The organism is Zobellia sp. B3R18, assembly GCF_018860715.1.
In the GTDB taxonomy this organism is placed as follows: Bacteria; Bacteroidota; Bacteroidia; order Flavobacteriales; family Flavobacteriaceae; genus Zobellia; species Zobellia russellii.
The window spans coordinates 470359-494186 of record NZ_JAHKQG010000013.1 but is presented as its reverse complement, the minus strand read 5'-3'; the positions used below and the strand labels follow the sequence as shown (position 1 = coordinate 494186).

19 protein-coding genes are annotated in these 23828 nt (G+C 39.3%); 9 read left to right on the top strand and 10 right to left on the bottom strand.

What is annotated here, in order from left to right; all coding sequences use genetic code 11:
* The first annotated feature begins 286 nt into the window (after positions 1 to 286).
* Positions 287 to 2101, top strand: a complete 1815-nt coding sequence (locus tag KO513_RS16515) for a hypothetical protein (RefSeq protein ID WP_252735915.1) — start codon at positions 287 to 289, stop codon at positions 2099 to 2101.
* A gap of 183 nt (positions 2102 to 2284) precedes the next feature.
* On the opposite strand, the gene KO513_RS16510 is transcribed toward KO513_RS16515, so the two are convergent.
* The 4 genes from KO513_RS16510 to KO513_RS16495 all read right to left on the bottom strand — a co-directional run bounded on the left by KO513_RS16510 (position 2285) and on the right by KO513_RS16495 (position 4706).
* Positions 2285 to 2707: a hypothetical protein gene (locus KO513_RS16510; RefSeq protein WP_215914348.1), complete on the bottom strand. Its 423-nt coding sequence runs from the start codon at positions 2705 to 2707 to the stop codon at positions 2285 to 2287.
* Positions 2708 to 2827: 120 nt separating this feature from the next.
* Positions 2828 to 3310, bottom strand: coding sequence for a hypothetical protein (locus tag KO513_RS16505; RefSeq protein WP_215914347.1), 483 nt, complete (start codon positions 3308 to 3310; stop codon positions 2828 to 2830).
* Between the two features lie 210 nt (positions 3311 to 3520).
* Complete coding sequence (locus KO513_RS16500; RefSeq protein WP_215914346.1) at positions 3521 to 4201, bottom strand: hypothetical protein; 681 nt, start codon at positions 4199 to 4201, stop codon at positions 3521 to 3523.
* Between the two features lie 130 nt (positions 4202 to 4331).
* Complete coding sequence (locus KO513_RS16495) at positions 4332 to 4706, bottom strand: hypothetical protein (protein WP_215914345.1); 375 nt, start codon at positions 4704 to 4706, stop codon at positions 4332 to 4334.
* 534 nt (positions 4707 to 5240) lie between these two features.
* On the opposite strand from KO513_RS16495, the gene KO513_RS16490 reads away from it, so the two are divergent.
* The 3 genes from KO513_RS16490 (at position 5241) to KO513_RS16480 (ending at position 9237) form a co-directional block, all read left to right on the top strand.
* On the top strand, positions 5241 to 6539 hold the full coding sequence (locus tag KO513_RS16490) for a hypothetical protein (RefSeq protein WP_215914344.1): 1299 nt from the start codon (positions 5241 to 5243) through the stop codon (positions 6537 to 6539).
* A gap of 285 nt (positions 6540 to 6824) precedes the next feature.
* Complete coding sequence (locus tag KO513_RS16485) at positions 6825 to 8555, top strand: tetratricopeptide repeat protein (RefSeq protein WP_215914343.1); 1731 nt, start codon at positions 6825 to 6827, stop codon at positions 8553 to 8555.
* Between the two features lie 13 nt (positions 8556 to 8568).
* Positions 8569 to 9237, top strand: coding sequence for an SCO family protein (locus tag KO513_RS16480; protein ID WP_215914342.1), 669 nt, complete (start codon positions 8569 to 8571; stop codon positions 9235 to 9237).
* A gap of 34 nt (positions 9238 to 9271) precedes the next feature.
* On the opposite strand, the gene KO513_RS16475 is transcribed toward KO513_RS16480, so the two are convergent.
* Positions 9272 to 10027 (bottom strand): DeoR/GlpR family DNA-binding transcription regulator, encoded by a 756-nt coding sequence (locus KO513_RS16475; RefSeq protein ID WP_215914341.1) that lies wholly within the window; start codon positions 10025 to 10027, stop codon positions 9272 to 9274.
* Positions 10028 to 10225: 198 nt separating this feature from the next.
* Here KO513_RS16475 and KO513_RS16470 point away from each other — a divergent pair, with 198 nt between their 5' ends.
* From KO513_RS16470 to KO513_RS16450, 5 genes are all read left to right on the top strand, one after another.
* Positions 10226 to 13315 (top strand): SusC/RagA family TonB-linked outer membrane protein, encoded by a 3090-nt coding sequence (locus KO513_RS16470; protein WP_215914340.1) that lies wholly within the window; start codon positions 10226 to 10228, stop codon positions 13313 to 13315.
* A 10-nt stretch (positions 13316 to 13325) separates the two neighbouring features.
* The gene (locus KO513_RS16465) at positions 13326 to 14630 is read left to right on the top strand and encodes a RagB/SusD family nutrient uptake outer membrane protein (protein WP_215914339.1); all 1305 of its coding nucleotides are present in this window, start codon (positions 13326 to 13328) and stop codon (positions 14628 to 14630) included.
* Between the two features lie 129 nt (positions 14631 to 14759).
* Positions 14760 to 16238, top strand: coding sequence for a sodium:solute symporter (locus tag KO513_RS16460; RefSeq protein WP_215914338.1), 1479 nt, complete (start codon positions 14760 to 14762; stop codon positions 16236 to 16238).
* On the top strand, positions 16219 to 17052 hold the full coding sequence (murQ, locus tag KO513_RS16455) for an N-acetylmuramic acid 6-phosphate etherase (RefSeq protein ID WP_215914337.1): 834 nt from the start codon (positions 16219 to 16221) through the stop codon (positions 17050 to 17052). Before KO513_RS16460 ends, murQ begins: the two co-directional genes overlap by 20 nt.
* Before the next feature lie 214 nt (positions 17053 to 17266).
* Positions 17267 to 17626: a hypothetical protein gene (locus KO513_RS16450; RefSeq protein ID WP_215914336.1), complete on the top strand. Its 360-nt coding sequence runs from the start codon at positions 17267 to 17269 to the stop codon at positions 17624 to 17626.
* 2 nt (positions 17627 to 17628) lie between these two features.
* On the opposite strand, the gene KO513_RS16445 is transcribed toward KO513_RS16450, so the two are convergent.
* The 5 genes from KO513_RS16445 to bglX all read right to left on the bottom strand — a co-directional run bounded on the left by KO513_RS16445 (position 17629) and on the right by bglX (position 23728).
* A complete protein-coding gene (locus tag KO513_RS16445; RefSeq protein ID WP_215914335.1) occupies positions 17629 to 18249 on the bottom strand; it encodes a Pycsar system effector family protein in 621 nt (206 codons plus the stop codon).
* Positions 18250 to 18259: 10 nt separating this feature from the next.
* Positions 18260 to 18913, bottom strand: coding sequence for an NAD(P)H-hydrate epimerase (locus KO513_RS16440; RefSeq protein ID WP_215914334.1), 654 nt, complete (start codon positions 18911 to 18913; stop codon positions 18260 to 18262).
* 2 nt (positions 18914 to 18915) lie between these two features.
* Positions 18916 to 19650, bottom strand: coding sequence for a hypothetical protein (locus tag KO513_RS16435; RefSeq protein ID WP_215914333.1), 735 nt, complete (start codon positions 19648 to 19650; stop codon positions 18916 to 18918).
* Between the two features lie 149 nt (positions 19651 to 19799).
* Complete coding sequence (locus tag KO513_RS16430; protein ID WP_215914332.1) at positions 19800 to 21437, bottom strand: sulfatase family protein; 1638 nt, start codon at positions 21435 to 21437, stop codon at positions 19800 to 19802.
* A gap of 17 nt (positions 21438 to 21454) precedes the next feature.
* Positions 21455 to 23728 carry a beta-glucosidase BglX gene (gene bglX / locus KO513_RS16425; RefSeq protein ID WP_215914331.1) on the bottom strand — a complete coding sequence of 758 codons (2274 nt, stop codon included), beginning with the start codon at positions 23726 to 23728 and terminating at the stop codon, positions 21455 to 21457.
* Positions 23729 to 23828: the final 100 nt, after the last annotated feature.

Sequence of the window (23828 nt, the reverse complement as noted above, 5' to 3'; positions counted from 1 at the left end):
TTATAATTGAGTTTAATTTATTTCTAAATCGAAAAAACTAAATAACGAGCTCAAAGTTGACCTTATTGTCTCTCATACCTGTTATTCGTTTTACTACATATGTATGCCACTCATGTTAGGTATGAAATGTATAATGTGTCTGATTAAGTTGTTTTACACGAAGTAAATCATGTTTTTTAAAGCTGATTAAAATCATGTTTTAAGAGTTACATAAATCCCAATTTTGTTGGCTATTGCCAAAAAGCAAATATGTTCTACACACTTAAATCACCACAAAAAATATTCTATGACATACGCACATTCTTTTCACATTCCGGTTATGGGTATAGGTTTTACTATTGATTCTCCATTAAAAGTTTCACAATACGGGATTGACTCGGTCATATCGCTGGTAGATGATATTCTTTTGGAAAAGCTACGAAAAATGTACTCAGGAAAGCATAATCTACCCTACACGGAAATCACGGACAAACAGGAAGATTTTAGGGCAAAACGGATTAGTTCTTATTTAGATATGATCCACGACTTGGCCCAAGAAAAGTTCGAGAACTTTAAAAACTCAACTACCGAAACAGCTGATGGCATCCGGTCTTATTTCAACACCCTACCGGACAGTTCATCTTTTAAAAATGAATTTTTACGGCTTTCTGAACACACTTTTAATTTTTCCGAAATTAAAGAATGGGTAAAACAGCATATGCCCATGGGAAGTATTGATGTGAATATCATGACGAAGGTGGATAAGGACAACTACGTTAAAAAACAGAAGCTCACCTCAGAATTTAACGATGCCCATGCTGCGCTACGCGGATATGCACAGAGCAAACTGAATTCTTCGGTCATCCTTTCCGCAGGTATGAACCCAAGACTGTACAGCTATCTGGAACAGTTTGAAGATTTTTATCCTGACAGCAACGGTAACATTAAAAAGAAAATTGTTCTTAAAGTAAGTGATTATCGTTCGGCACTAATTCAGGGGAAATTCTTGGCTAAAAAAGGCATCTGGGTTTCGGAATACCGTATAGAATCCGGTCTCAATTGCGGGGGACATGCCTTTGCTACGGATGGTTATTTAATGGGGCCTATTCTAAACCAGTTTAAGGAAAACAGACAAGAATTAACAAATACGGTTTTTAACCTTTTGACCAGCTCACTGCAATTGAAAGGGCGTTCCGTTCCTAACGAACCCCTACCCTTAAAAATTACGGCACAGGGAGGCGTTGGCACAGCAGAGGAACATCAATTTCTGTTGGACGAATACCATGTAGACTCTGTAGGTTGGGGTTCCGCTTTTCTTTTGGTACCGGAAGCGACAACGGTAGACCAAAACACTTTAAACCAATTGGCAAAGGCCAAGGAAAAAGACCTGTATTTAAGCAATATTTCACCCTTGGGAATTCCCTTTCACAGTTTAAAAGGAAACACCAAAGATGTTGAAAAAGCGGCACGTATTGCCGATGGAAGACCGGGAAGTCCCTGCCCCAAAAAGTTTGTAGCGCTGAACAAGGATTTTAACGAGAAGGGACTTTGCACGGCATCCCGTCAATACCAAAATCACAAACTAAAAGAACTTAAAAGTAAAAACTTATCGCAAGCTGAATACGATTACCATTTTCATAAGATTACAGAGAAATCCTGCACCTGTGTAGGCTTGGGAACATCGGCTCTGCTTGCCTATAATCTGGACACAAAAATTGAAGGCGAGGGTGTTTCCGTCTGTCCAGGGCCCAATATGGCATACTTTTCAAAAGTATCTACGCTAAAAGAAATGATAGATCATATTTATGGCAGGGCAAATGTAATGTCGCACCCCAATCGCCCACATATGTTCATTAAGGAGCTGCATATTTACCTGGAATATTACAAGGAGCAGATTTTGGAATATAAAATGATACCTACCACCAAAGGCAAAAAGCAACTGTTGTCCTTTAGCAGTAATCTGATGGAAGGCATTACATATTATGAACAGCTGTTTAAAGCTGAAAAAGACCAAACAGCCTCCTATGACAACCGTACACTACAACAATTAAAAGAGTCACGGACTACCCTATTATTACTAACTGAAGAAATTGAAACACCTAAAGCGAATGTAACTTTTTAACCCTAATTCTACGCAGATACTTTTACAAAGTTCTATAAGAATCCAAAATAGAGAAGCCTTACCTTGAATGGTAGGGCTTCTTTGTTACTCTATATTTTATAATTAAGACAACTCTTAAAAGTTGATGTAAAACTGGTATGGGGAAATAGTTTGATTACTGGTTATCCTTAATCATAATCCTTACTATTGGCTTTGATATTTGTAACTACATCCTTCAATACAAATAGGTCCACTAGTGGGGGTTAGTACAAAGTAACTTTTATAAAACTCAAGGCTATATGTTACAATACCTTCTGTATTAACTAACTCTGCATCAAGTTCATCACAGTCATAGTTCAATAGTAACGTGCCTTCCTCTATGGAATACATACCGCCATTACAATCGGGAAATCTATTTGAGATGAAGCTTCCGTCATCAGAAAAGCTTATTTCTTCTCCATTTTCAATGGCTACCCAATAGTGCGGGCCCGCATCACTAATATATGCCTCTGTTTGTTTCCATTTTCCAGCTATTAAAGATTCATTGGCAGGTACGGGCTCGTCTTTTGTTTTATCGCACGCAATAAAAAGCAGCAAGATTGCGACGGCATAATATTGAAATTTCATTTGGCACTCTTTTTCACTAAGATGCGATTGTGATGTAGAGGTTGCGCGTATTATTAACAGTAAATGTTTTAGGGGCCTTCAAGACATGAGTTTCTTAAAAGGTTACTTTTCTGCTCTCCTTTATTTTTTCAGTCTAAAAATACTGGAAACACTTTTTTGTTCATCCCCATAGAAAGTTACGTCTATGGTAATGTCCCATTCCGTTTCGGATATTTTCTTTCCACTTATAGTTCCCTTTGGCGGAACGTCTTTCTCTCCATTATCGGAAAAATCACAAAAACAACTTTCGGAATACACTGCATTTATATCCTCGAGTTCATCATCTGAAAAACTGAATTCTGTGGTTGATGGGTCAATCTGGAATCGAATATATTCTGAATATTCGTCATCAGCAGTATTTACATCATCTGCAGCATTATACTCATATGAAAATACCACATCAGCACCCTCAGTTATGCTGGAGAATTTCATGTAAAATCCTTCACTACTCTCTATATTTAATTGAGCATTCTCTACAAAATTGTAGGCAAATGTTTCGTCCGTTTTTTTTGAACAAGAGATTATGGACATACACAAAACCAATAGTGCAATAATCTTTTTCATAGTAATCAGAAGTTATGTTTTAAATTCTTAAAATGGATGCTAAAGTTTCAGTTGAGTATAGTACTAAAACATTATGTTTTTCAATATTACGAAGCTGAAGCTTTTTGCTTAATTATATTTTTTTCTAAAGTTGAATGCATAAATCAGTAGTTACCTTCTAAATATACACGTCCTACTGGGTTTTACTTTAAAGTCATTATTATGGTTGAGTTATGTTACTGATGGTTTTTTTTCATTCATTTCATTACACATTAAATTAAAGAACTCTTGTATCCTTTTTAGAGCAAACTCCGTAAAACTTTTACTAATACTTATACCTGATTCATTCTCTTCAGTTATTTCATAATAATCTAATTCACCATATTTATCACAAACTTTAAAAATAGCTTTATTTTCATTTGAAAACGTACCATCTGAATGTGCTAAAACATTCCTTATTTTATTAAAATCAATAATATTATTCCATATTTCTGTTTCAAAACATTCAGATATACCACAAACTTTTTTCAGATAGGTAGAGCTCCGATAAATCCCACTACCACTAATATCTTTGACTGATAAGCTATACTGATTTAAGTTTCCAAGATTTTTGCAAATTTGCTCTAAAGATTTTTCTGTGAGAAAGTAAACACTTAAAAAAATAGATTTCCATAATATGGTAGGGAACACTGCTTCATATTGCATTGTTTTTCCAAACCTATCATCTATCATTTCAATCTCTTTTGAATCTTCAAAGGACTTTAATTTAGAAGTTAAAAAAGCATTAGTTTCTGAAATTAGTTCTTCAAAATGAAACAACTCATCAAAGAGGCCATGATTGAAAAAGAAATGATAAGTGTATTCGTAATCTATAATCTTTTGTATTTCTGGCTCTCTTTGAGTTTTAGTCATTTTTTAAAGCTTGTAGTTAAAAATTCCACTAAGTATAATTAGGAGGCAAAGAATCTTATCACTCCCTATGTTTCCCACCTAAATAAAATCCTCATTTATAAATTTCTCTACTACAATTATTTAAGGGCTATTAGAGTCTTAATCCAGTCCAACTTCCACTATCTTCTTCACTATTATTTGTATAAAGTCCAGAAGCGATATTATCGTAAAAATTTCCACTAAATTCTCCAATTATTTCCGATGTCTGAATAGTTGCATTTAAAACTCCATTATCAGAAATAGTTCCTATTATTTGGTACGAATTTGAGGATTGAATAGAAGTAAATGTACCAATAACCGTTTTGTTCATATCAATTCGCATTGACCAATTACCATTATCTACATTACTTGCATATTGTCCGCTCCAAACCCCTTCATGCACAAATACTTCTTCATCTTCATCACGCGAACATGAATTTAAAAGACCAAAACACACAAGTAAATACATGAAAAATTTAGCTTTCATAGTGATTTTATATTATTAATATTCTTTATTTTCAGCATTTGATTGGTTTAACCATTAACTACTATACATCCCCACTAGTGATTAATTTTTACGGTGTTGATAATAGCATTTTTCACTATTATTTCATTCAGTCTCTGCGTATCGGTTTTTTCATTTTTCCACTTCGTTCAGTCACATTACACCAACATAAACATAAGTACACAAATACACGTAAATCTATTTCACCGGTAATTTACTCAAATCTAAAATACGGTCAATACCTGTAAGAAAAAATTTAAAAAAATATAATGTAGTACATCAAACCCCTACAGCTAGTGCCATTCATCTCATCCCTATTATTTACTGTGTGTAAGACCTAAGTCAATTCTTTCAACATCTGTTTTAACAATAATTCACCGCCACACTAATCTGTTAAAAATCAAAGCCGTAAGAACCATACACCCTATTTAACCGTACATTTTTAAACCCCGAAATCTATTTCTTATGAACAAAGTGAAAATGTACCTGTTATTTTTTTGCATTGGTTTCAGCGTTATGAGCTGTACTAGTGACAACTTAAATTTAATTCCTAATGATGATTCCGAAGAACAGGAATCCGAAACTCCGCAAGAAGAGAATTCCGATGAGGAAACGACCGAGGAAACTTCTGAAGAGGAAACCCAAAATTCCGTTGATGTAGCCACAGAATTGGTGGCCAATGACCTAGAGCCACACCCCATGCAAGATGTAGCCAAACCCGGGTATCTTGAAACTATCGTAGACCCTTCTTTTGGAACAGTTATCCGAAGAATTTCCAATGGTGGCGACGGTACCGTTACAAAACCTATGTACAGCACGGTACAAGCTTGGAACGCAGATGAAACCCGAATGATACTGTATGACCAGACCAATGGAGTGCATCAATTACTGGACGGTAAAACCTATGCTTTTATCAGGAATTTGGACGATGTTCGCCCTGACGATATTGAGCAATTATTCTGGGATTTTAATGAAGCCGATATTCTCTATTACTTGGATAAGTCTACGGATGATTTTATTAAATATACCGTCTCGTCCGGTAATAAAGAGGTTTTGGCCAACTTAAAACAACTAACGGGTTGCAATGGAAGCATTAGCATGGGTAACGATGTGCAAATGATGTCTTGGGACTCTGATGTTATCGGCTTTAGATGTGATAACAACAAAACGTATTCCTACAAAATATCCACTCAGCAATTGACAACTTTTGACATTGATGACGTTAATTATGCCGCCGTTATGCCTGCCCCTAGTGGTAATTTATTTTACCACAATGTATCATCCTATGATGCCAACGGTAACTTTGTGGCCAGACTCAACAAACAAAAACCGGAACATTCCAGTTTAGGCAAAATGGCCAATGGAACGGACGTAGATTATTCCGTAAGTTTTGGCGAAGGCCCACGTGGCGGATGCTTAGGAAATATCATAGCTTTTGATTTGAATACAGGTGATTGCTTACCGGTAATATCCGAAGATTTGGGATATGACTATCCAAAGAGCGGTACACATATTTCTGCGGTGGCACATAAAAATCCGGGATGGATAGCGGCCTCTATGATTGGTTTTGAAGAAGACGGACAAAAATTATTGGACCAAGAATTGGTTATCGCAAGGGTTGAACCGGGCAATATAGAGGTATACCGTATTGGGCACCACCGTGCAGATGAAGATGAATTTGATTATTGGGGAGAGCCCCATGCCGTAATTAGCCCTACCGGAACCCGAGTACTTTTTGGGTCCGATTGGAGCGGTAGTGAAGATGGCAAATCCGTAGAATCCTATGTAGTTGAATTACCTTCTTATCAACCCTAAAATCCCCTGTAGCTAATACAGAATAAAATATAAACAACTAAAAACGGGCCCTTACTTAAAGGGACCGTTTTGGTTCGTGCAAACACCATTTACACAGAATATCCGGTAAACCGAACAGAATACGGTTCCTTTCATACAAAACCACATCGTTATTCTGCATTACTCCCTATTTTAGTTACTGTCACACAGCCATATTGTTTTAGACTACCATTAAACCAATTGTTAATGGCTTAGCACCTACATCCCCCTTCTTACGATTACAGAAGAACCCACTAAAAGACCGCTATGAAAGCAAAAATTAGTCTACCAATGGTTACCGTATTGTTTTTTTTGACCATCTACTTTATAGATGAAGATGCCAGGTATAATGAAAGAACGGACCATAATAGAGCGGCTTTAAGTTTTACGACATGTACCCCTGCAAAATTTATGCTGGATGGTGTGGACACCACAAAGCAGATTTCACCATTGTTCAATAACTTGGGGAATCTTCATTTTTCGATATCAACACAAAATAAGCGGGCACAACAGTTCTTTGACCAAGGCATAAAATTGTCCTATGCCTTTAACCATGCTGAAGCCCATCGTTCATTCTTGGAAGCCGCCAGACTGGATTCTAAATCGGCTATGGCTTATTGGGGCCAAGCCTACGCCCTAGGCCCAAATATTAACGACCCCTTACCGGACGAACAACGAAAAAATAAAATTAACGAAGCGCTGGTCATGGCTCATAAGCTAGCACCAACCGCAACCGCAAAAGAACAGGCTTTGATAAAAGCGCTTACCGCCAGATACAGTACGGACCTAGATGCGGACCCAGACCTTCTAGACCTTGCTTATTTTAAAACAATGGAAGAAGTTGTAAAACGGTATCCGAACGACGCCAATATCCTCATCCTATTTGCACAGTCCGCAATGAACACGTCACGATGGAACTATTGGGACAAGAGCGGCAACCCAGGCCCAAGTATAGAAGCGGCAAAAGTAGCCTTGGAAAAAGCTATGGAACTTGAGCCTGAAAACCCCGGTGGACACCATTATTACATTCATATGGTAGAGTTACCTCATCCTGATATGGGCGTAAAAAGTGCCGACAAATTGGCTTCCCTAATGCCCGGTGCAGGCCATATTGTGCATATGCCCAGCCATATTTATATTCGGGTAGGAAGATATCTAGATGCCGTAAAAACTAATCAAACCGCTATTGTTGCAGATGAGGATTATATTTCCCAATGCTTTTCGCAGGGGCTTTACCCGCTAGCCTATTATCCGCATAACATTCACTTTTTATGGTCGTCCGCAAGTCTTTTAGGTGCTAGCGAAATTGCTGTGGATGCTGCTAAAAAAACAGCTGAAAAGGTTCCTACGGGCGAACTCAAGGAGCTACCGTTTCTGCAAGATTTTGCGGCTACGCCCCTATTGGCCTATACCCGATTTGGTAAATGGAACCAAATTTTAACCATCCCAGCCCCTGATCCGGAAATTAAGCACCTTAACCTTATTAGACATTACGCCCGCGGTATCGCTTTTATTAGAAAGGGCAACATTAAAAAAGCCCAAGAAGAATTAGAGAAGCTCAAATCCATAAAAAAAGACCCTGAATTGCAAAACCTTGTGGCCACAGCCAATAATGCCTCCGTACATTCGGCCAATATAGCTTATGAAGTGGTATCCGGTGAATTGGAAGCCCTAAAGGGGAATTATGCCCAAGCTATAGCACATTTGGAAAAGGCAGTAATCTTAGAAGATGGACTCACCTATACGGAACCCGCTGCCTGGCATATCCCTACCCGACAAAATTTAGGCGCAGTGTTATTGAAAGCGAAACAATATGAGAAAGCCGAAAAAATATACAAGGAAGATTTAGATATCCTAAGACAGAACGGATGGTCCTTAATGGGGCTCTATCATGCTTTACAATTCCAAAACAAATCAGAAGAAGCCAACAGCATTAAAGCCGAATTCGATAAAGCTTGGGAGCATGCCGATATAGAAATTGAAACTTCCGTCTTATAATCCCAAAAATATAATGAACCTACTCAAGAAACTAAAACACCCGCTTTCTACTATTCTGTTTTTTACTGTTTCTACGGGTATATTGTTGTATGTTCTAGTTTCTTTGAACACTAAATTACCGATTTACAATGCAACGGATTTTAATGCGAAATTAGTTGACGTTTCCATGCATGGGAGTTTGGAAAAACACTCGATAGCCAATTTTAACTTGGTTAACCAGAACAATGAAAAAATTACCCAGGAGAACTACCGCAATAAAATTTATATTGCCGATTTCTTCTTTACTCGTTGTCCAACGATTTGCCCTATTATGGCCAACAATATGAAGAAATTACAGGACGAATTTCTGAACGAAGAAGATATCATGCTCCTTTCCATATCCGTTACGCCTGAGATGGACAGCGTGCCTGTTTTAAAGGAATACAGTAAGAGACACGGAGCCATAGCTGCTAAATGGAATATTACCACAGGAGATAAAAAACATATTTACAACCTAGCGAGAAAAAATTATTTTGCCGTTGTTGACCAAGGTGATGGCGGTTTTCAAGATTTTATACATACTCCTAATTTTACACTCATCGATAAAAAAAAGAGAATCAGAGGTGTTTACGATGGCACGGACAACAAACAACTGGCTCGCCTCATTGCCGATATTAAGACTTTACAAAATGAGAGTCCGTAGTAGTTTAACTATTTGTAATCCTAAAATTATAGTATTATATCAGTTCCACCCCATTATCACGGTACGTACGCAGCAACTCTGCTTCGGGTTCAAGTTCCGTAACCAAAGCATCTAAAGTGTTGATATCGCATATTTTATAGCGGTTTACCGTATTCAGTTTTTTACTTATGGTTAGGGCCACTAATCTTTTTGAGGCGTTGATCATGGCTTTTTTCATCTGAGCAATTTCCCAATCTGCTTCCGTAATTCCTTTATTGGAGTCAAGGTAGCCCGTACCCAAGAAACAAAGGTCTACGGTAATGTCCGCCAAACTATTAATGGAAAGACCACCGGTTACCAACTGAGATTCTTTTGATAACTTGCCCCCAATTAAATTTACCTCATGGTGATGAGACATATTGTTCAACAGTTCTATCGCCATTGGCAAACTAGGAGTAAAGAACGTAAGATCCATTTTTCGCGGAACAAGTTTGGCCAATTCAAGGTTGGTAGAACCCCCGCTTATTAAAATTACATCGCCATCTTTTAGAAGCGATACTCCCTTTTGAGCAATCTTCACTTTGCTATCTTGCTCAAATATTTCCCTAGAACGGTCTGTATATATGGTAAAGCCGTTGGATATGGCTCCGCCATGAACTTTCCGGAGTTTGCCGGAATCGTCCAATTCCTTTACATCTCTTCTCACGGTATCCATAGATACATTTAAAATTCCCGCAAGATCGGTTAGAAGTACTCGGTTATGCAATTGCACTTCCTCTAGTATCACCTGATGTCTATCGCTTTTTCTCAAATTTCTTTGCTTTAATTCCCACAATAATATCAAATTAAGAATAAAATCACATCAAATGCAACAAAACATTGCAAACAATACTTAAAACTTAAGATTATCGGATAAAACTCCTTTTTTTGCTGTTTTTATGCAATAATTAATTGCAATTATTGAAATATTCTGCTAGGTTTGTTCAAACAACAAGCTAAAGACTCTATTATGAAAAAAACGTATCATGTGCTCTTTGCGCTACTGCTAGCTTTCTTCTCGCTCAGTTCATTTGCGCAATCAACAACAATTTCGGGAACAGTCCTTGCCGAAGATGGCTTTCCGCTTCCCGGTGCCAGCATTCTAGTAAAGGGAACAACCACGGGAAGTTCTTCCGATTTTGACGGAAACTTCAGCCTTCAGGTAACTGATGCCGCCAACCAAGTATTGGCAATTAGCTATATTGGTTACAAAACACAAGAGGTTGTCCTGACAGGCAATGACCAAGTAGTTAACGTAACCCTTACCGAAGACTCCAATGCGTTGGACGAGGTTATTCTAGTAGGTTCTTCTATTACCCAATCCAGAAAAAAATTAGGTAATGCCATTACCACGGTAAAGTCTGTTGAGCTGGTAAAAGCGGCACCCGCAAATATTACTTCTTCCTTGCAAGGAAAAGTTCCAGGTGCCCAAATCACACAAAATTCCGGTGATCCTGCCGGAGGGTTCTCCATTCGTTTAAGAGGACCAAGCACTATAAAAGGTTCTTCTGAGCCCCTTTATGTTGTAGATGGGGTTATTACCAGTAACCTTACTACTAATGTTACCAACTTAAATGTTGATAGTGGAGATGCTTCCCCAGGTCAAAATAGAATGGTAGACATTAACCCAAATGATATAGAAAACGTGAATATCCTAAACGGCGCGGCAGCCGCTGCAATTTACGGATCTAGGGCATCTAATGGTGTAGTTGTGATAACCACCAAAAAAGGTGGCGTTTACGAAGACGGACCCGAATTTTCCTTTAAGTCTACTTTTAACGTGAATACGGTTCGAAAAAAACTGGACCTGAATCTAAGAGGTGAAGAATTCGAAACCGTACCCAATAGCGCCCTTTCTGGTAGATTATGGCCTATTTTTGGTTTTGATCCCAATGATGGCAATGCGTTAACCACTTACAGGAACTTATCTACAAATAAGTTTGAAACTACTCGTTACGATTATCAAGACGAAATTTTCCAGACCGGATTTGGAAGTGACAACTATTTCTCAGCTAAAGGCGGTAACGAGAAAATGGGATATATGGCCTCTGTGGGGTACCTTAGCAATCAAGGTATAATAAAGAACACTCAATTTGACCGTTTTTCCGCTAGGATAAACTTCAATCACAAAATAGCGGATTGGATTTCGTATGATCTTGGTCTTTATTACGCAAACAGTAAATCTGATGAAAAGCCGGATGGCAATGTATTTTGGAGTCCTATCAACTCCATGAACATTACCAATAACACTTTTGATATTACCCAAAGGGATGCGAACGGTAATCTAATGGCCGTAGAGAACACTCGTGTAAATCCGCTTACCATCATTGAGTCTTTTGATATTACCCAAGAAGTGAACCACTTCATTCCCAACCTACATTTAAAAATCAATCCTATTGAAAACCTTACGATAGACCAGATTATAGGTGTAGATACGTACAACCAAAAAGGGCATATAGACATTCCTATTTATCCGTACGCCAACGTTAACCCTGCTTATTTTGACGATGGTTATTTAGGTGATGCCGAAGCCAAGGTATTTAACTGGAACTACGATATTAACGCTAATTACAATATTGACATTACGGAAAAACTAAACTCCGTTACCACGGCCGGTTACAGCTTCCAATCCAGTGAATTATCTTTTGAAGGTACACAAGGAAGAGGCTTGGATGCAAACAATGAACCTACCATTCCCCTGTACACTCAACCTATTGACACCAATCTTGATATCTACGGATTCTTTCTTCAGGAAACCTTGTCATGGGACAACAAACTATTCTTGACCTTAGCGGGAAGAATAGATGGCGCCACCAACTTTGATGTGGACGAAAGGTCTAATTTTTACCCAAAAATTTCTGGGTCCTACGTATTGTCCAATGAACCCTTTTGGAATACCGACGGTTTTCTTAATTCCGCAAGACTAAGAGCTTCGTACGGTGAGGCCGGTAACTTAACAGCAATTAGCCCTTATGAAAGATTCGGAAGCTATAGCTCCAATGATTTCTTGGGGTCCTCTACCCTGCAACAAAACAATAGATTGGGCAACGAAGGTTTAAAACCAGAGCGTACCAAGGAGTTTGAAATAGGTACAGACCTAAGTTTTTTCAACAATAGAGCCTCTTTATTGTTCACTTACTACCGTCAGAATATAGAAGACTTAATCGTTGGCCGGGTATTGGCCCCTTCAGTAGGCGGTTCTTCAAGAACAGAGAATGTTGGAACCATGCGTAACAACGGTATTGAGTTCTACGCACGGGTTACCCCGGTAAAAACAGATGACCTTACATGGGACCTAAATTTCAATTTCAGTAGTAACAAAAACAAGGTTTTACAGACTATTGGTGGTGATATTACCATTGCCAGTGTAACCGGTGCTCCCCCTGTTGTAAAAGAAGGCGAAGCTTTAGGTGTTTTCTATGGTACCTATTATGCCAAAGATGACAACGGACAATTGTTATTGACCGGTGCCTCTACAGATGGAAGCCCTGAAGGTGTTCCACAACCGGAAAGAGGTGATCTAGCCACGGGAACACCCATGCGTGATGCCAATGGCCAACCTACGGGAGATGTACTAAGAAAGGTTATTGGAGACCCTAACCCAGACTATATTCTTGGTGTTGGTACGGACCTGGCTTACAAAAACTTCTCTTTTAGTATGCTTTGGGAAGCCGTACAAGGTTTTGATGTATTTGATGCCGATAAAAGAACAAGACAAGGTGTTGGTTTGGGACGTTTGGCGGAACAGGAACTTAGTGGCGAGTTGCCAAGAGGTTACATTGCCGGTGTATACCCCATTGAAGAATTTAGAATGGAAGACGGTTCTTTTGTAAAACTCCGCGAAGTTTCCTTAGGTTACGAATTTCCTGAACTTTTCAATTCCACACTAGAGAACGTAAAGCTCTCTTTGATCGGGCGTAACTTGGTATCTTTTGACAATTTCTTCAGTTATGATCCTGAGACCAATGCTGGTGGTCAATCTAACTTACTGCGTTCTGTAAACTTCGGTAATGTTCCTATTCCCATGACCATCTCATTATCCCTAAGTGCTAACTTCTAAAAAAACTGATATGAAAAATATACTAAACCTTATGGCTATCGCCTTGATGATCGTTGTATCATCTTGTGATACCGAATATTTAGACCCCAACTCCACGCTTGAACCGGATGTAGTAAACAACGTGGATAATTTGGTAGAGTTGATAAACGGAGTTCAACAAAGATGGAGTACCGACCGTGCGGGCATTATTTACAATTACACCCATATTTCAGGTCTTAATACAGATGAGTTAAGACTCTTGAACCCCGGAAACCTTGGTGAAAACGAAATTTTGCTTGGTGGTGATGACGTAAACGGAGGAAACGAAGTTTTAATCAACATGTGGACGAATGCAATGTTAACCCGAAAAGAGGCGACTACAGTGATAGATGCTGCCGATGATGTTAGTGAGAGCGCCTCTGCTTCGGGTTCTTTAAAGGCTTACGGGCTTTTCTATAGAGCTATGGCCCATGGAACCCTAATCCAATTTTTTGAAAGCATTCCCCTAGAAGTTATAGAGAACGCCCCTTTTGAGGACCGCGCTACGGTTCTACAAAGTGCCATTGCAGATTTAAACGAGGCAAAAGGCTATATAGATGCTGGATTAGATGCTACTGTAACTTCGGATGTCTTTAGTTCTGTAGACCTTGAAAATTCAGTAAACGCTATGCTGGCAAGGTTTAACCTAATGGCGGGTAATTATGACGCCGCAATAACAGCGGCCAATGCGGTAGACCTATCGGTTAAATCTACTTGGGTATACGATGCTTCCATTCCCAATCCGTTGGCATTTTGGTTCGGGTCACAAAACGTTACACAAGCCAAGGACCTAACATTTGGATTACCATCGGAACTTTTACCAGATGAAAATGATGCGCGTATTCCTTTCTACATCACCGCAGAGGATTTAGAAGCCGAAACCCCAAATTACCAAGTTGTTGGTTTCTGGAGTGATAACCTTGATGAAATACCTGTGTATTTACCAGGTGAAATTCTATTGATCAAAGCAGAAGCCTATGCTCGGAACAATGAACTTGCCAATGCGGTAACCGAATTGAACGCAGTTCTGACCAAGACAGAAACAACGGATATTTATGGTCTAGGTGCGAACCTTCCTGCATACGCGGGGCCTGTTGCTCAAGATGACATTTTAGATGAAATCTACAAAAACAGAAGGGTGGAACTTTACCTGACAGGTTTATCTCTTGAAGACAACAGAAGATTCCAAAGACCTGGCCCAGCTGACGCCAATGCAGAAAGAAACCGTAATTATTATCCTTACCCTAATGCAGAAAGGGACAATAATACGAACACTCCTGCCAACCCAGCACTATAAACCATCAACAGCTTCTTAAATAACTGGGGCAGCGTAAAATACTGCCCCATTTTTTAAGCTTTTAAAACCCAAACTAACACAGAAGCAACCGCTACGCTTCTACTTCCTTAATCCTAAAGTCCACACTTTTTGAGCCCAACGCTAATCCTAATAATTATTGCCATTTACTTCTATGCATTAATGGCCATATCTTATTTCACTTCAAAGAACGCAAGTGATGAGACATATTTTACCGGTGATAGGAAATCGCCTTGGTATTTGGTAGCATTTGGTATGGTAGGTGCCGGACTATCTGGGGTTACATTTGTTTCCCTACCCGGAATGGTGGGCAACAACAACTTTCACTTTTACCAATTTATACTCGGCAATGTAGTAGGTTATCTCTTTATTACTTTTGTATTGACACCACTCTACTACCGTCTAAAACTTGTTTCCATTTACTCATACCTTAAAGACAGGTTTGGAAACAAAACTTACAAAACTGGATCCCTATTTTTTCTGGTATCCCAATCTTTTGGTGCCGCTCTACGATTATTACTTGCAGCCAAGATTCTTCAATTTGCCGTTTTTGACCATTTTGGAATTCCGTTCTTTTTAACGGTTATCCTCATACTAGTATTGGTATGGCTTTACACAAATAAATCCGGGATAAAGACCATTGTATGGACGGACACCATGCAAACCGTTTTTCTAATTCTAGGTGCTGTAATCACCATTTACACCATAACCTCTTCCTTAAACCTTAGTATACCTGAAGCTATTGAAAGTGTTGGCAACCACCGTCATTTCAAAATTTTTGAATGGGACGCTAGCTCTGGAAACAACTTCTACAAACAATTTATAGCCGGTATTTTGGTGGCCATAGCTATGATCGGTCTAGACCAAAATATGATGCAAAAGACCTTAACGTGCAAGAACGTTTGGGACGCTCAAAAAAACACGCTTACCTATAGCCTTATTTTAGCCATAACCCAATTCCTGTTTATGGGGTTGGGCATCTTAATGTACATCTATGCACAAGATGCGGGCGTAATCCTAGAAATGGCAGATAATGGACAACTAATTGATACGGATACCCTCTTCCCTAATTTAGCCTTGAATCATCTAGGGATTCTAGCCGGCATCTTTTTTATATTGGGCATTATAGCCGCCTCTTTTTCTAGTGTAGACTCTGCCTTAACGGCACTTACCACCTCTTTTACTTACGATTTCCTTGATATAGAACACAAATCCAGCGCTGCAAAAAAGCAACTGAAAAACTTGGTGTTAATCGGTTTTTCATGTGTCATTTTTGTTATAATCATGGTATTTGCAAGTAGTGAAGGGGATGTGATTTCTCTAATTTTTAAAGTTGCAGGCTATACGTACGGACCACTTTTAGGCCTGTACCTGTTTGGCATGTTCTCCAAAATTTCAGTAAAGGATAAATGGGTGCCCGTAGTTTGCGTTTTTGCCCCTATTGCAACCTACTTTTTGGGAGTCTATTTTAAAACTGAATTTCAATTTGATTTTGGATTTATAAACATAGCCGTAAACGCCGCTATAACTATTGTAGGACTACTATTAATTCACAAAAACATAAAAGAAAATGAGCAAACCCATAACTGAACAACCCTCAAAATATGACAATCTTGAAAAGATGGAGGTTTTGGAGCTGCTCAGTGCTATAAATGCAGAAGACAAAACCGTTCCCTTGGCTATTGAAAAGGCTCTTCCGCAAATTCGAGATTTTGTGACCGTCGTGGTTGAAAAAATGAAACTTGGGGGAAGGCTTTTTTATATTGGCGCCGGAACAAGCGGAAGATTGGGTGTATTGGATGCTTCCGAGTGCCCTCCTACTTTTGGAGTATCGGACAACCATATTATCGGTCTTATTGCTGGAGGCGACGTAGCCCTAAGAAAGGCAGTAGAAAATGCCGAGGACAACACCCAACAAGCTTGGAAAGACCTTGAAGGTTTTCATATAACGAATAACGATGTTCTTCTAGGTATAGCTGCATCCGGCTCTACCCCCTATGTAATTGGGGGTATAAAAGATGCCAAGGAAAACGGAGTACTAACAGGTGGCATTTCTTGTAATGAAAATTCATCATTGTCCCACGAAGCGGCTTTCCCCATTGAATTAATCGTAGGTCCCGAGTTTGTAACAGGCAGCACACGAATGAAGGCGGGTACGGCCCAGAAATTAGTATTAAATATGATTTCTACCTCGGTAATGATTCAGTTGGGAAAAATCAAGGGAAACAAAATGATAGACATGCAACTCTCCAATAAAAAGCTGGTTGAGCGTGGTACGAAAATGATTGTGGAGGAACTTAATATTGATACCGATTTAGCCCGACAATTATTAAAAAAACATAAAAGCGTTAGAAAAATAATTGACCTATACAAAGACCGTCTAAATACAAATAGTTTAGACTAAAGCCTTTTTGCCCCAAAAGTAGTTTAGTTGTTAAGCGGAAATGCCAGATGCCTCGATTGGTATTTTCAACTACGTAGACTGGCCGGTAAACATTTGTTTATCGGCCTATCTTTTATTCAATCATAAAGAATTTCTTTTCTGCAAACACTATATACCATCTCTAAAAACCCATCAACCAAATTTTCAATAGTTTTGCGCTCCAAAGAAAATGATTATGACGGTTCAGGACCTTGTTGGGGAGTACAGCATTATGGGTAGCAACCAAGATGAAGAATCTAATAGCTACAAAGGAAAACTGGTTTTATCCTTGGATGAGAACTCTAGAATAATTGCACATTGGACTATTGGAACTGACCAACACCAATCCGGTACGGGATTTTTTAAGAACAATATTTTAGTTATCAACTTTAGATATTCCTGCGAAGACCAAAGTATTTATAAAGGTGTTGCCGTATACCAATGTATCAGTAAAGATATTTTAGATGGGTTTTGGTCCGAAAAACATGGAAATCCTCTTTATTTGGGAGAAGAGCGTTGTTTTAGAATTAAAACAAACAATGCACCGTTAAATTAAGATTACATAGAGAACATAATATGACAAGCTATAAATCCTACCACCGCCAAAATAATTCCAACTAAAAAAACGTGAAAAGAAGTTCTTAATAATTTGAACTTTCTATCTATTGTTTTTCCCAAATGGTAAGTATCCTTTGCAATGGTTTTATACAGCTCATCGCCCTTATACATCAAACTGGTAAGTTCTTCTGTATATTCCTCTTCATTCATGGTATTAAAATTACCATAGAATAATAAATTATTGGTGCTTTTACTACCGTGCGTAAGCTCTGGTCTTGTAGCAAAAACAGCATAGCCAATAGAAAGTAAATTAGTTCCCAACATTATCGTTGCCGGAAAAATTAAATGAGGATCCTTATCTAATTGGCTAAGTACGGTACCAATAACTATAGATAAAATAAGGGCGTTAATAGATATAAGTATGTTGGACTTTCTATCAATCATCGTATTTAATGTATACTGATTTTTAGACACCAAACGAAACAAGGTTTCCGCACCTCGCTCTGAACGAGGTTCTATCTTTGAAAGTTTCTTCTTTAACTCTTTCAGCTTCTCTTTATCAATACCCAACTCTTTTCTTAATTGTTTATCAATTTCTTTGGCTTCCTGTTTTTCGTTCATCTTATAAGGGTTATAAAGCTATAAGTTGATTTTCCATAAAATTGGGCATTTTTATATTAAAATGCTCATAAACCAATTTTGGAATTCCCAAATCGGCCATATACACCTCTACATCGCTTGGCAATTTTTCCAATATAGTTTTTGGAGCTGCCAAGGTCATTACTTGATTTGCTTTAAACCCAACTAACTTTCCATCTTTAGAAATACCAACAGGAATATCCAATGATATTCTAAAGGCCGGTGATGTGTTGGCCAATTCAATGCTTTTTACAAATGCATCTGACAGTGGTAGTCTCTGAGAGAACCCTAGATAGGCATCTACCCAAATATCCGTAGTTTCGGGTATACCTTCTTTAGCCCCAAATAACAACGCTCTTTCTAATTGTGCTTTCGGCAAATCTTTGGTAATAGGCACAACCAAATCTAAATTCACATTAAATCCCCAAGCAGAAAGTCTACGAGCAGCCACTAGTCCGCCGCCGCCGTTATTTCCATTACCAATACCAATTGTGATTACAGAAGTCTCAGTTGCCTTTTTGGCAATTAATCTTGCTAATTGAAGTCCTGCATTTTCCATCATCAATTCAATGGACAGATTATATTTTTCCACCGCCCAATAATCCATCTCTTTAAAGGCTTCTAAGGAAAGACTGGTTACCTGCATACTTACTTTTTGTACGAATTAATAGCTTCCTTGAAAAACTCTACCGCTTGTTCTTCGTTAATTTTTGTGGCTGGCAGAACGGCTCCTTTAAAACTATCATTTTTCCATTCTCCCCGAGAAAGTGAATTAAACTTAGTTGTATCTAAAGCCCCATGACCTTTATACCCGCTGATATAAAAATAATGCTCGTTGACCATATCGTCTGGAATAGCTAAACCAAAACCTACAAAAATATCTGAATTTAGACTGGCATAAGCCCCAGTATCAAAATGATGCGGCCATATACGGACATCGGATTCCAAACCCGTTTCTTGAAGTGTGTTTATCAAGCCCAACTGTGCTATTGTCCTAAAGACTCCTAGTTTTATTAAAGATATGGCATTCAGCGTATAAATAAAAGTATCATCTACTGAATACGGTAAATCATAATGGAAATCATAAATGTACTTTTTACCCAAAAAAGTATCCGCAGTGTGAGTTAACCACTCCAATACTTGCCTGTGCGTTTTCCCTTCCAAAGAAAAAGAAACATCCTCATCCGGAGAAATCCACTCTAATGAAAAGTTATTATAACTTAAAGCGAGGATATCTCCTTTTGGCGATAATGGGTGGGTTTCCAATTGTTGCTTTGCAATGGACCAACCTAGATTGGTATGACTATCATCGGCTTTCTTATCTACAAAACTAATTCCCGCCGCTGCCAAGTATTGGGCCGCTAAATGCATCGTTGTTATCATTTGGTCTGTTTATTTAAACTTTTGGTTGGTTCAAGCTCTTACGGTAACATGGGATAGGTTTAAATATTGGTCGTAGTAGTTGGGCTTTACTTTCAACCTACCTAAAGAACCTTTTGTACATAAGGCTTTAACTTAATAAGGAAAACATATTACTTCTTACCCCCCCGTAATCTTTTGAACTGTTTATAAGCTTTGTCTATGGCTGTCTTTGGGGCTGTGTCAAATTCCTTGTCCGTAACATTGTAAACCTCTTGTATGCTGTCTAGCTTGTAATGCATTTGGTCAATAACAGAGGAATATGTGCGGTCATCAATGAGATTGGTCAACTCCCTAGGGTCTTTGTATAAATCATAGAATTCCCAGCTATCTATATCATCGTAAAAATGGATGAGCTTATACCGTTTAGTTCTAACTCCATAATGCTTTTTGACCATGTGAAAAGCCGGGTAATCGTAATAATGATAGTAGAGCACATCCCGAAATTCATCAGAATTCATACTCCCATCCAACAAACCTTTGAACGATTGTCCCTGCATGGCATCACTTTCGTTTTTCACTTCGGCAAAGTCTAGGAATGTTTGTGCAAAATCCAAGTTCTGTACCATAGCATCTATTTTGGTCTTTGGGGGAATCGTTCCTGGCAACTGCATCAACAAGGGTGTGCCAAATGAGGTTTCGTACATAAATCGCTTATCGAACCAACCGTTCTCTCCCAAGTAGAATCCTTGATCGGAAGTGTAGACCACCAACGTATTTTTATCTAGTCCGCTTTCTTCCAAGTAATCTAAAATTTCACCAACGCCTTCGTCTACTGCGGCTATAGTAGCCATGTAATCACGTAAGTAGCGTTGGCCTTTCCATTCGGCAAGGGCCTTTCCCTTTAAGTTTGCCTTATGAAATGTATTGTTTTTAGATAAATAGGCTTCATCCCAAGCTATCCGTTGTTGGGGTGACATTCGCTCAAAATCGGTTGTCCATGGGTTATGAGCCAATTCTGTGCTGCCGTACCCTTGGGTCATTTTTAAATCATGCCCTTCGTACATATCATCATATATGGTCTGTAATTGCTCTTCCGCCGCCCTTTGCTTTTTAAAGGAAGGAAAATAAGTGTCGGGAAGGGGAAACTGCACGGAGTCATATGTATTCATATGACGTAAGGCCGGCATCCAATTACGGTGAGGGGCCTTGTGATGCACCATGATAAAAAAGGGAAGACTGTCTTTTCTTTCATTTTTCAACCAGCTTAAAGCATCATTGGTAATAATATCCGTGGCATAACCTTCTATACGGGTTGTGTCTCCATTTTCAACAAAATCAGGATTATAGTAATTGCCCTGATCAACAAGTATCTTAGAATAATCGAAACCTTGGGGTGCACCGTCCAAATGCCATTTGCCAATCAATGCCGTCTGATAACCTTCTCGCCTAAGTATTTTTGGCAAGGTAGTTTGATTACCATCAAAACGGTCTCCGTTCTGTCTAAAACCATTTATATGACTGTGTTTGCCCGTAAGAATGACCGCCCGACTTGGACCGCAAATGGAATTCGTTACATAACTATGCGTAAAAAGGGCCCCGTTCTTAGCCAATCGGTCAATATTGGGTGTGGGAGCCAATTGCCCAATAGGATGACCATAGGCACTTATGGCCTGAATAGCATGGTCGTCGGCCATGATGAAAAGAATATTGGTCTTTTGTACTTTCTCCTCTGGTTGTGGGGGATTCTCTTTACAAGCTAGAAAAGTAAAGGCAAAAAATACAAATAGGAAGCGTGATCGTAAAAACATAATTATCTGAATTGGGGCTATTTTAATCTAAAGGATGTTTTCAAATCTGCCGTAGCGTCGGTCCCCACAAAAACTTCAAATTCCCCTGGCTCGGCAACAAATTCCAAGGCAGCGTTATAAAACTTCAGGTCTTCGGGTTGCAGGATCAGTTTAACCGTTTTTGTTTCGCCCTTTTTTAAGAATATTTTCTTGAACCCTTTAAGTTCGCGCATGGGCGGGGTTACCGTACGCACTACATCCCGTAGATATAATTGCACCACTTCTTCCCCATCATATTTACCTGTATTGCTTACATCTACAGAAACCGTAATAGACATGTCCTGTCCAATTTCATCTTTATTCAACTGAATATTTGAATAGCTGAAATCGGTATAACTCAGACCATGACCAAAAGGTAAGAGCGGCGTATTTTCCACATCTAGATAATTGGATTTAAATTTCTGAAAGTTATCTCCCTCTATGGGCCTACCCGTATTTTTCATACTGTGATACACGGGAATTTGCCCAACATTCCTGGGCCAAGTTGCCGTTAGTTTTCCTGATGGATTATAATCCCCAAAAACTACATCGGCTATAGCATTACCCGCTTCTATACCTGGGTGCCACACTTGAAGTATACTCGCGGGAAGCTCCATTTCATCGGCAATGGTCAAGGGTCTTCCGCTCATAAGGACAATTACCAGAGGCTTTCCGGTCTTTGCCAATTCCTTTAAAAGTTGCTTTTGGCTTTTGGGAAGTGAAATATCCGTTCTACTGGCCGCCTCTCCACTAAACTCACTTGCCTCTCCTACCACGGCTACAATGACGTCGGCATCTTTGGCTAAATCTAAAGCCTCCTTTAAAAGGGTCTCCGAAGAGCGCTCGTCTATCTCCACCCGTGTTCCAAAAACATTGGCCCGTTGGGCCAAATCAGGATTATCCGTAATATTGGCGCCTTTGGCATAGCTTATTTTGGCTTTGGAAGCCACATTCTTTAACCCTTCTAAAACGGGAACGGATAACTGTGGGGCTCCCGTTGGAGCCCAAGTGCCCAGCATATTGTTCTTGTTATTTGCCAAAGGTCCTATCAACGCTATTTGGGCATTCTTCTGTAACGGAAGTATTTTGCCCTGCTTCTTTAATAGTACAAAAGAGCGCTTTGCAGCCTCACGGGCCAGATTTCTATTCTCCCCCGAAAGAATATCCTTTGCCGGTCTACTTTTATCGGAATAGCGGTAAGGGTCGTCAAAGAGTCCCAATTTATATTTGGCGGTCAATACCCTGCGGCATGCCTCAGTTATTGCGGACTCGGTAACCTTACCCTCATCTACTGATTTTTTCAAAGTGGTAAGAAATCCTTCGCCCACCATATCCATATCAAGCCCTGCGTTTAAAGCTAAAGCGGATACCGCTTGTAAATCTCCCAATCCGTGAGCGGTCATCTCATTTACCGAGGTGTAATCGGAAACCACAAAACCATTAAAACCCCATTGCTCGCGCAATAAATCGGTAATTAACCATTTGTTGCCCGAAGCCGGAACGCCATCAATATCATTAAACGAAGTCATGGCACTACCCACTCCGGAATCTACGGCCGCCTTGTAAACGGGCAGATATTGATTGTACATTTTCAACTTGCCCATATCTACCGTATTGTAATCGCGCCCGCCTTCTGCGGCACCATAAAGGGCCAAGTGTTTTACCGTGGCCATCATCGTATTTGGCGCCGACAAATCAGCTCCTTGATACCCTTTTACCATCGCCTTGGCAATGGCACTCCCCAAATACGGGTCTTCACCCGCGCCTTCGGCAATACGTCCCCAACGAGGGTCTCGGGCAATATCCACCATAGGAGAGAAATTCCAGTTGATTCCATCTGCCGTGGCCTCCTTAGCAGCAGTTTTGGCCATTTTTTGAATAAGTTCCATATCCCAACTAGCCGCTGTTCCCAGTGGAATGGGAAAGGTGGTTTTATACCCATGTATGATATCCGAACCAATAAGCAAGGGAATCTTTAATGGTGAATTTTCAATGGCTATTTTTTGTGCTTGTCTGACTTTCTCTGGACCGGAAACCCCAAATAGACCTCCTACTTGGCCTGCCTTGATTTTTGCCTCTACATTTTCGCTCACCACAGAACCTGTAGCAATGCCACCTCCCGGAGTCAGTAGATTAAGCTGACCAATTTTTTCTTCCAATGTCATTTTGGATAGAAGCTGCTCTACCGCTTCTATCTTTTCTTGAGAACGCGTGAAAGTCGTAAAGCCAACTACAAGTGTCAAAAAACAGATTATCTTCTTTATATCCTTCATTTTCTGTTATTTATATTTTTTATATCGAATTAAATTTTGGCAAAATCATCCCTTTGGCAAATCAGTTTACACCAATTCCCCACATGGTATTCGTTAATTC

Coding starts and splice junctions, on each gene's coding strand:
- KO513_RS16500 (WP_215914346.1), bottom strand. CDS start 4,201: ATGACTAAAACTCAAAGAGAGCCAGAAATACAAAAGATTATAGATTAC.
- KO513_RS16435 (WP_215914333.1), bottom strand. CDS start 19,650: ATGATAACAACGATGCATTTAGCGGCCCAATACTTGGCAGCGGCGGGA.
- KO513_RS16470 (WP_215914340.1), top strand. CDS start 10,226: ATGAAAAAAACGTATCATGTGCTCTTTGCGCTACTGCTAGCTTTCTTC.
- KO513_RS16480 (WP_215914342.1), top strand. CDS start 8,569: ATGAACCTACTCAAGAAACTAAAACACCCGCTTTCTACTATTCTGTTT.
- KO513_RS16445 (WP_215914335.1), bottom strand. CDS start 18,249: ATGAACGAAAAACAGGAAGCCAAAGAAATTGATAAACAATTAAGAAAA.
- KO513_RS16505 (WP_215914347.1), bottom strand. CDS start 3,310: ATGAAAAAGATTATTGCACTATTGGTTTTGTGTATGTCCATAATCTCT.
- KO513_RS16440 (WP_215914334.1), bottom strand. CDS start 18,913: ATGCAGGTAACCAGTCTTTCCTTAGAAGCCTTTAAAGAGATGGATTAT.
- KO513_RS16490 (WP_215914344.1), top strand. CDS start 5,241: ATGAGCTGTACTAGTGACAACTTAAATTTAATTCCTAATGATGATTCC.
- murQ (WP_215914337.1), top strand. CDS start 16,219: ATGAGCAAACCCATAACTGAACAACCCTCAAAATATGACAATCTTGAA.
- KO513_RS16465 (WP_215914339.1), top strand. CDS start 13,326: ATGAAAAATATACTAAACCTTATGGCTATCGCCTTGATGATCGTTGTA.
- KO513_RS16450 (WP_215914336.1), top strand. CDS start 17,267: ATGACGGTTCAGGACCTTGTTGGGGAGTACAGCATTATGGGTAGCAAC.
- KO513_RS16515 (WP_252735915.1), top strand. CDS start 287: ATGACATACGCACATTCTTTTCACATTCCGGTTATGGGTATAGGTTTT.
- bglX (WP_215914331.1), bottom strand. CDS start 23,728: ATGAAGGATATAAAGAAGATAATCTGTTTTTTGACACTTGTAGTTGGC.
- KO513_RS16430 (WP_215914332.1), bottom strand. CDS start 21,437: ATGTTTTTACGATCACGCTTCCTATTTGTATTTTTTGCCTTTACTTTT.
- KO513_RS16510 (WP_215914348.1), bottom strand. CDS start 2,707: ATGAAATTTCAATATTATGCCGTCGCAATCTTGCTGCTTTTTATTGCG.
- KO513_RS16495 (WP_215914345.1), bottom strand. CDS start 4,706: ATGAAAGCTAAATTTTTCATGTATTTACTTGTGTGTTTTGGTCTTTTA.
- KO513_RS16485 (WP_215914343.1), top strand. CDS start 6,825: ATGAAAGCAAAAATTAGTCTACCAATGGTTACCGTATTGTTTTTTTTG.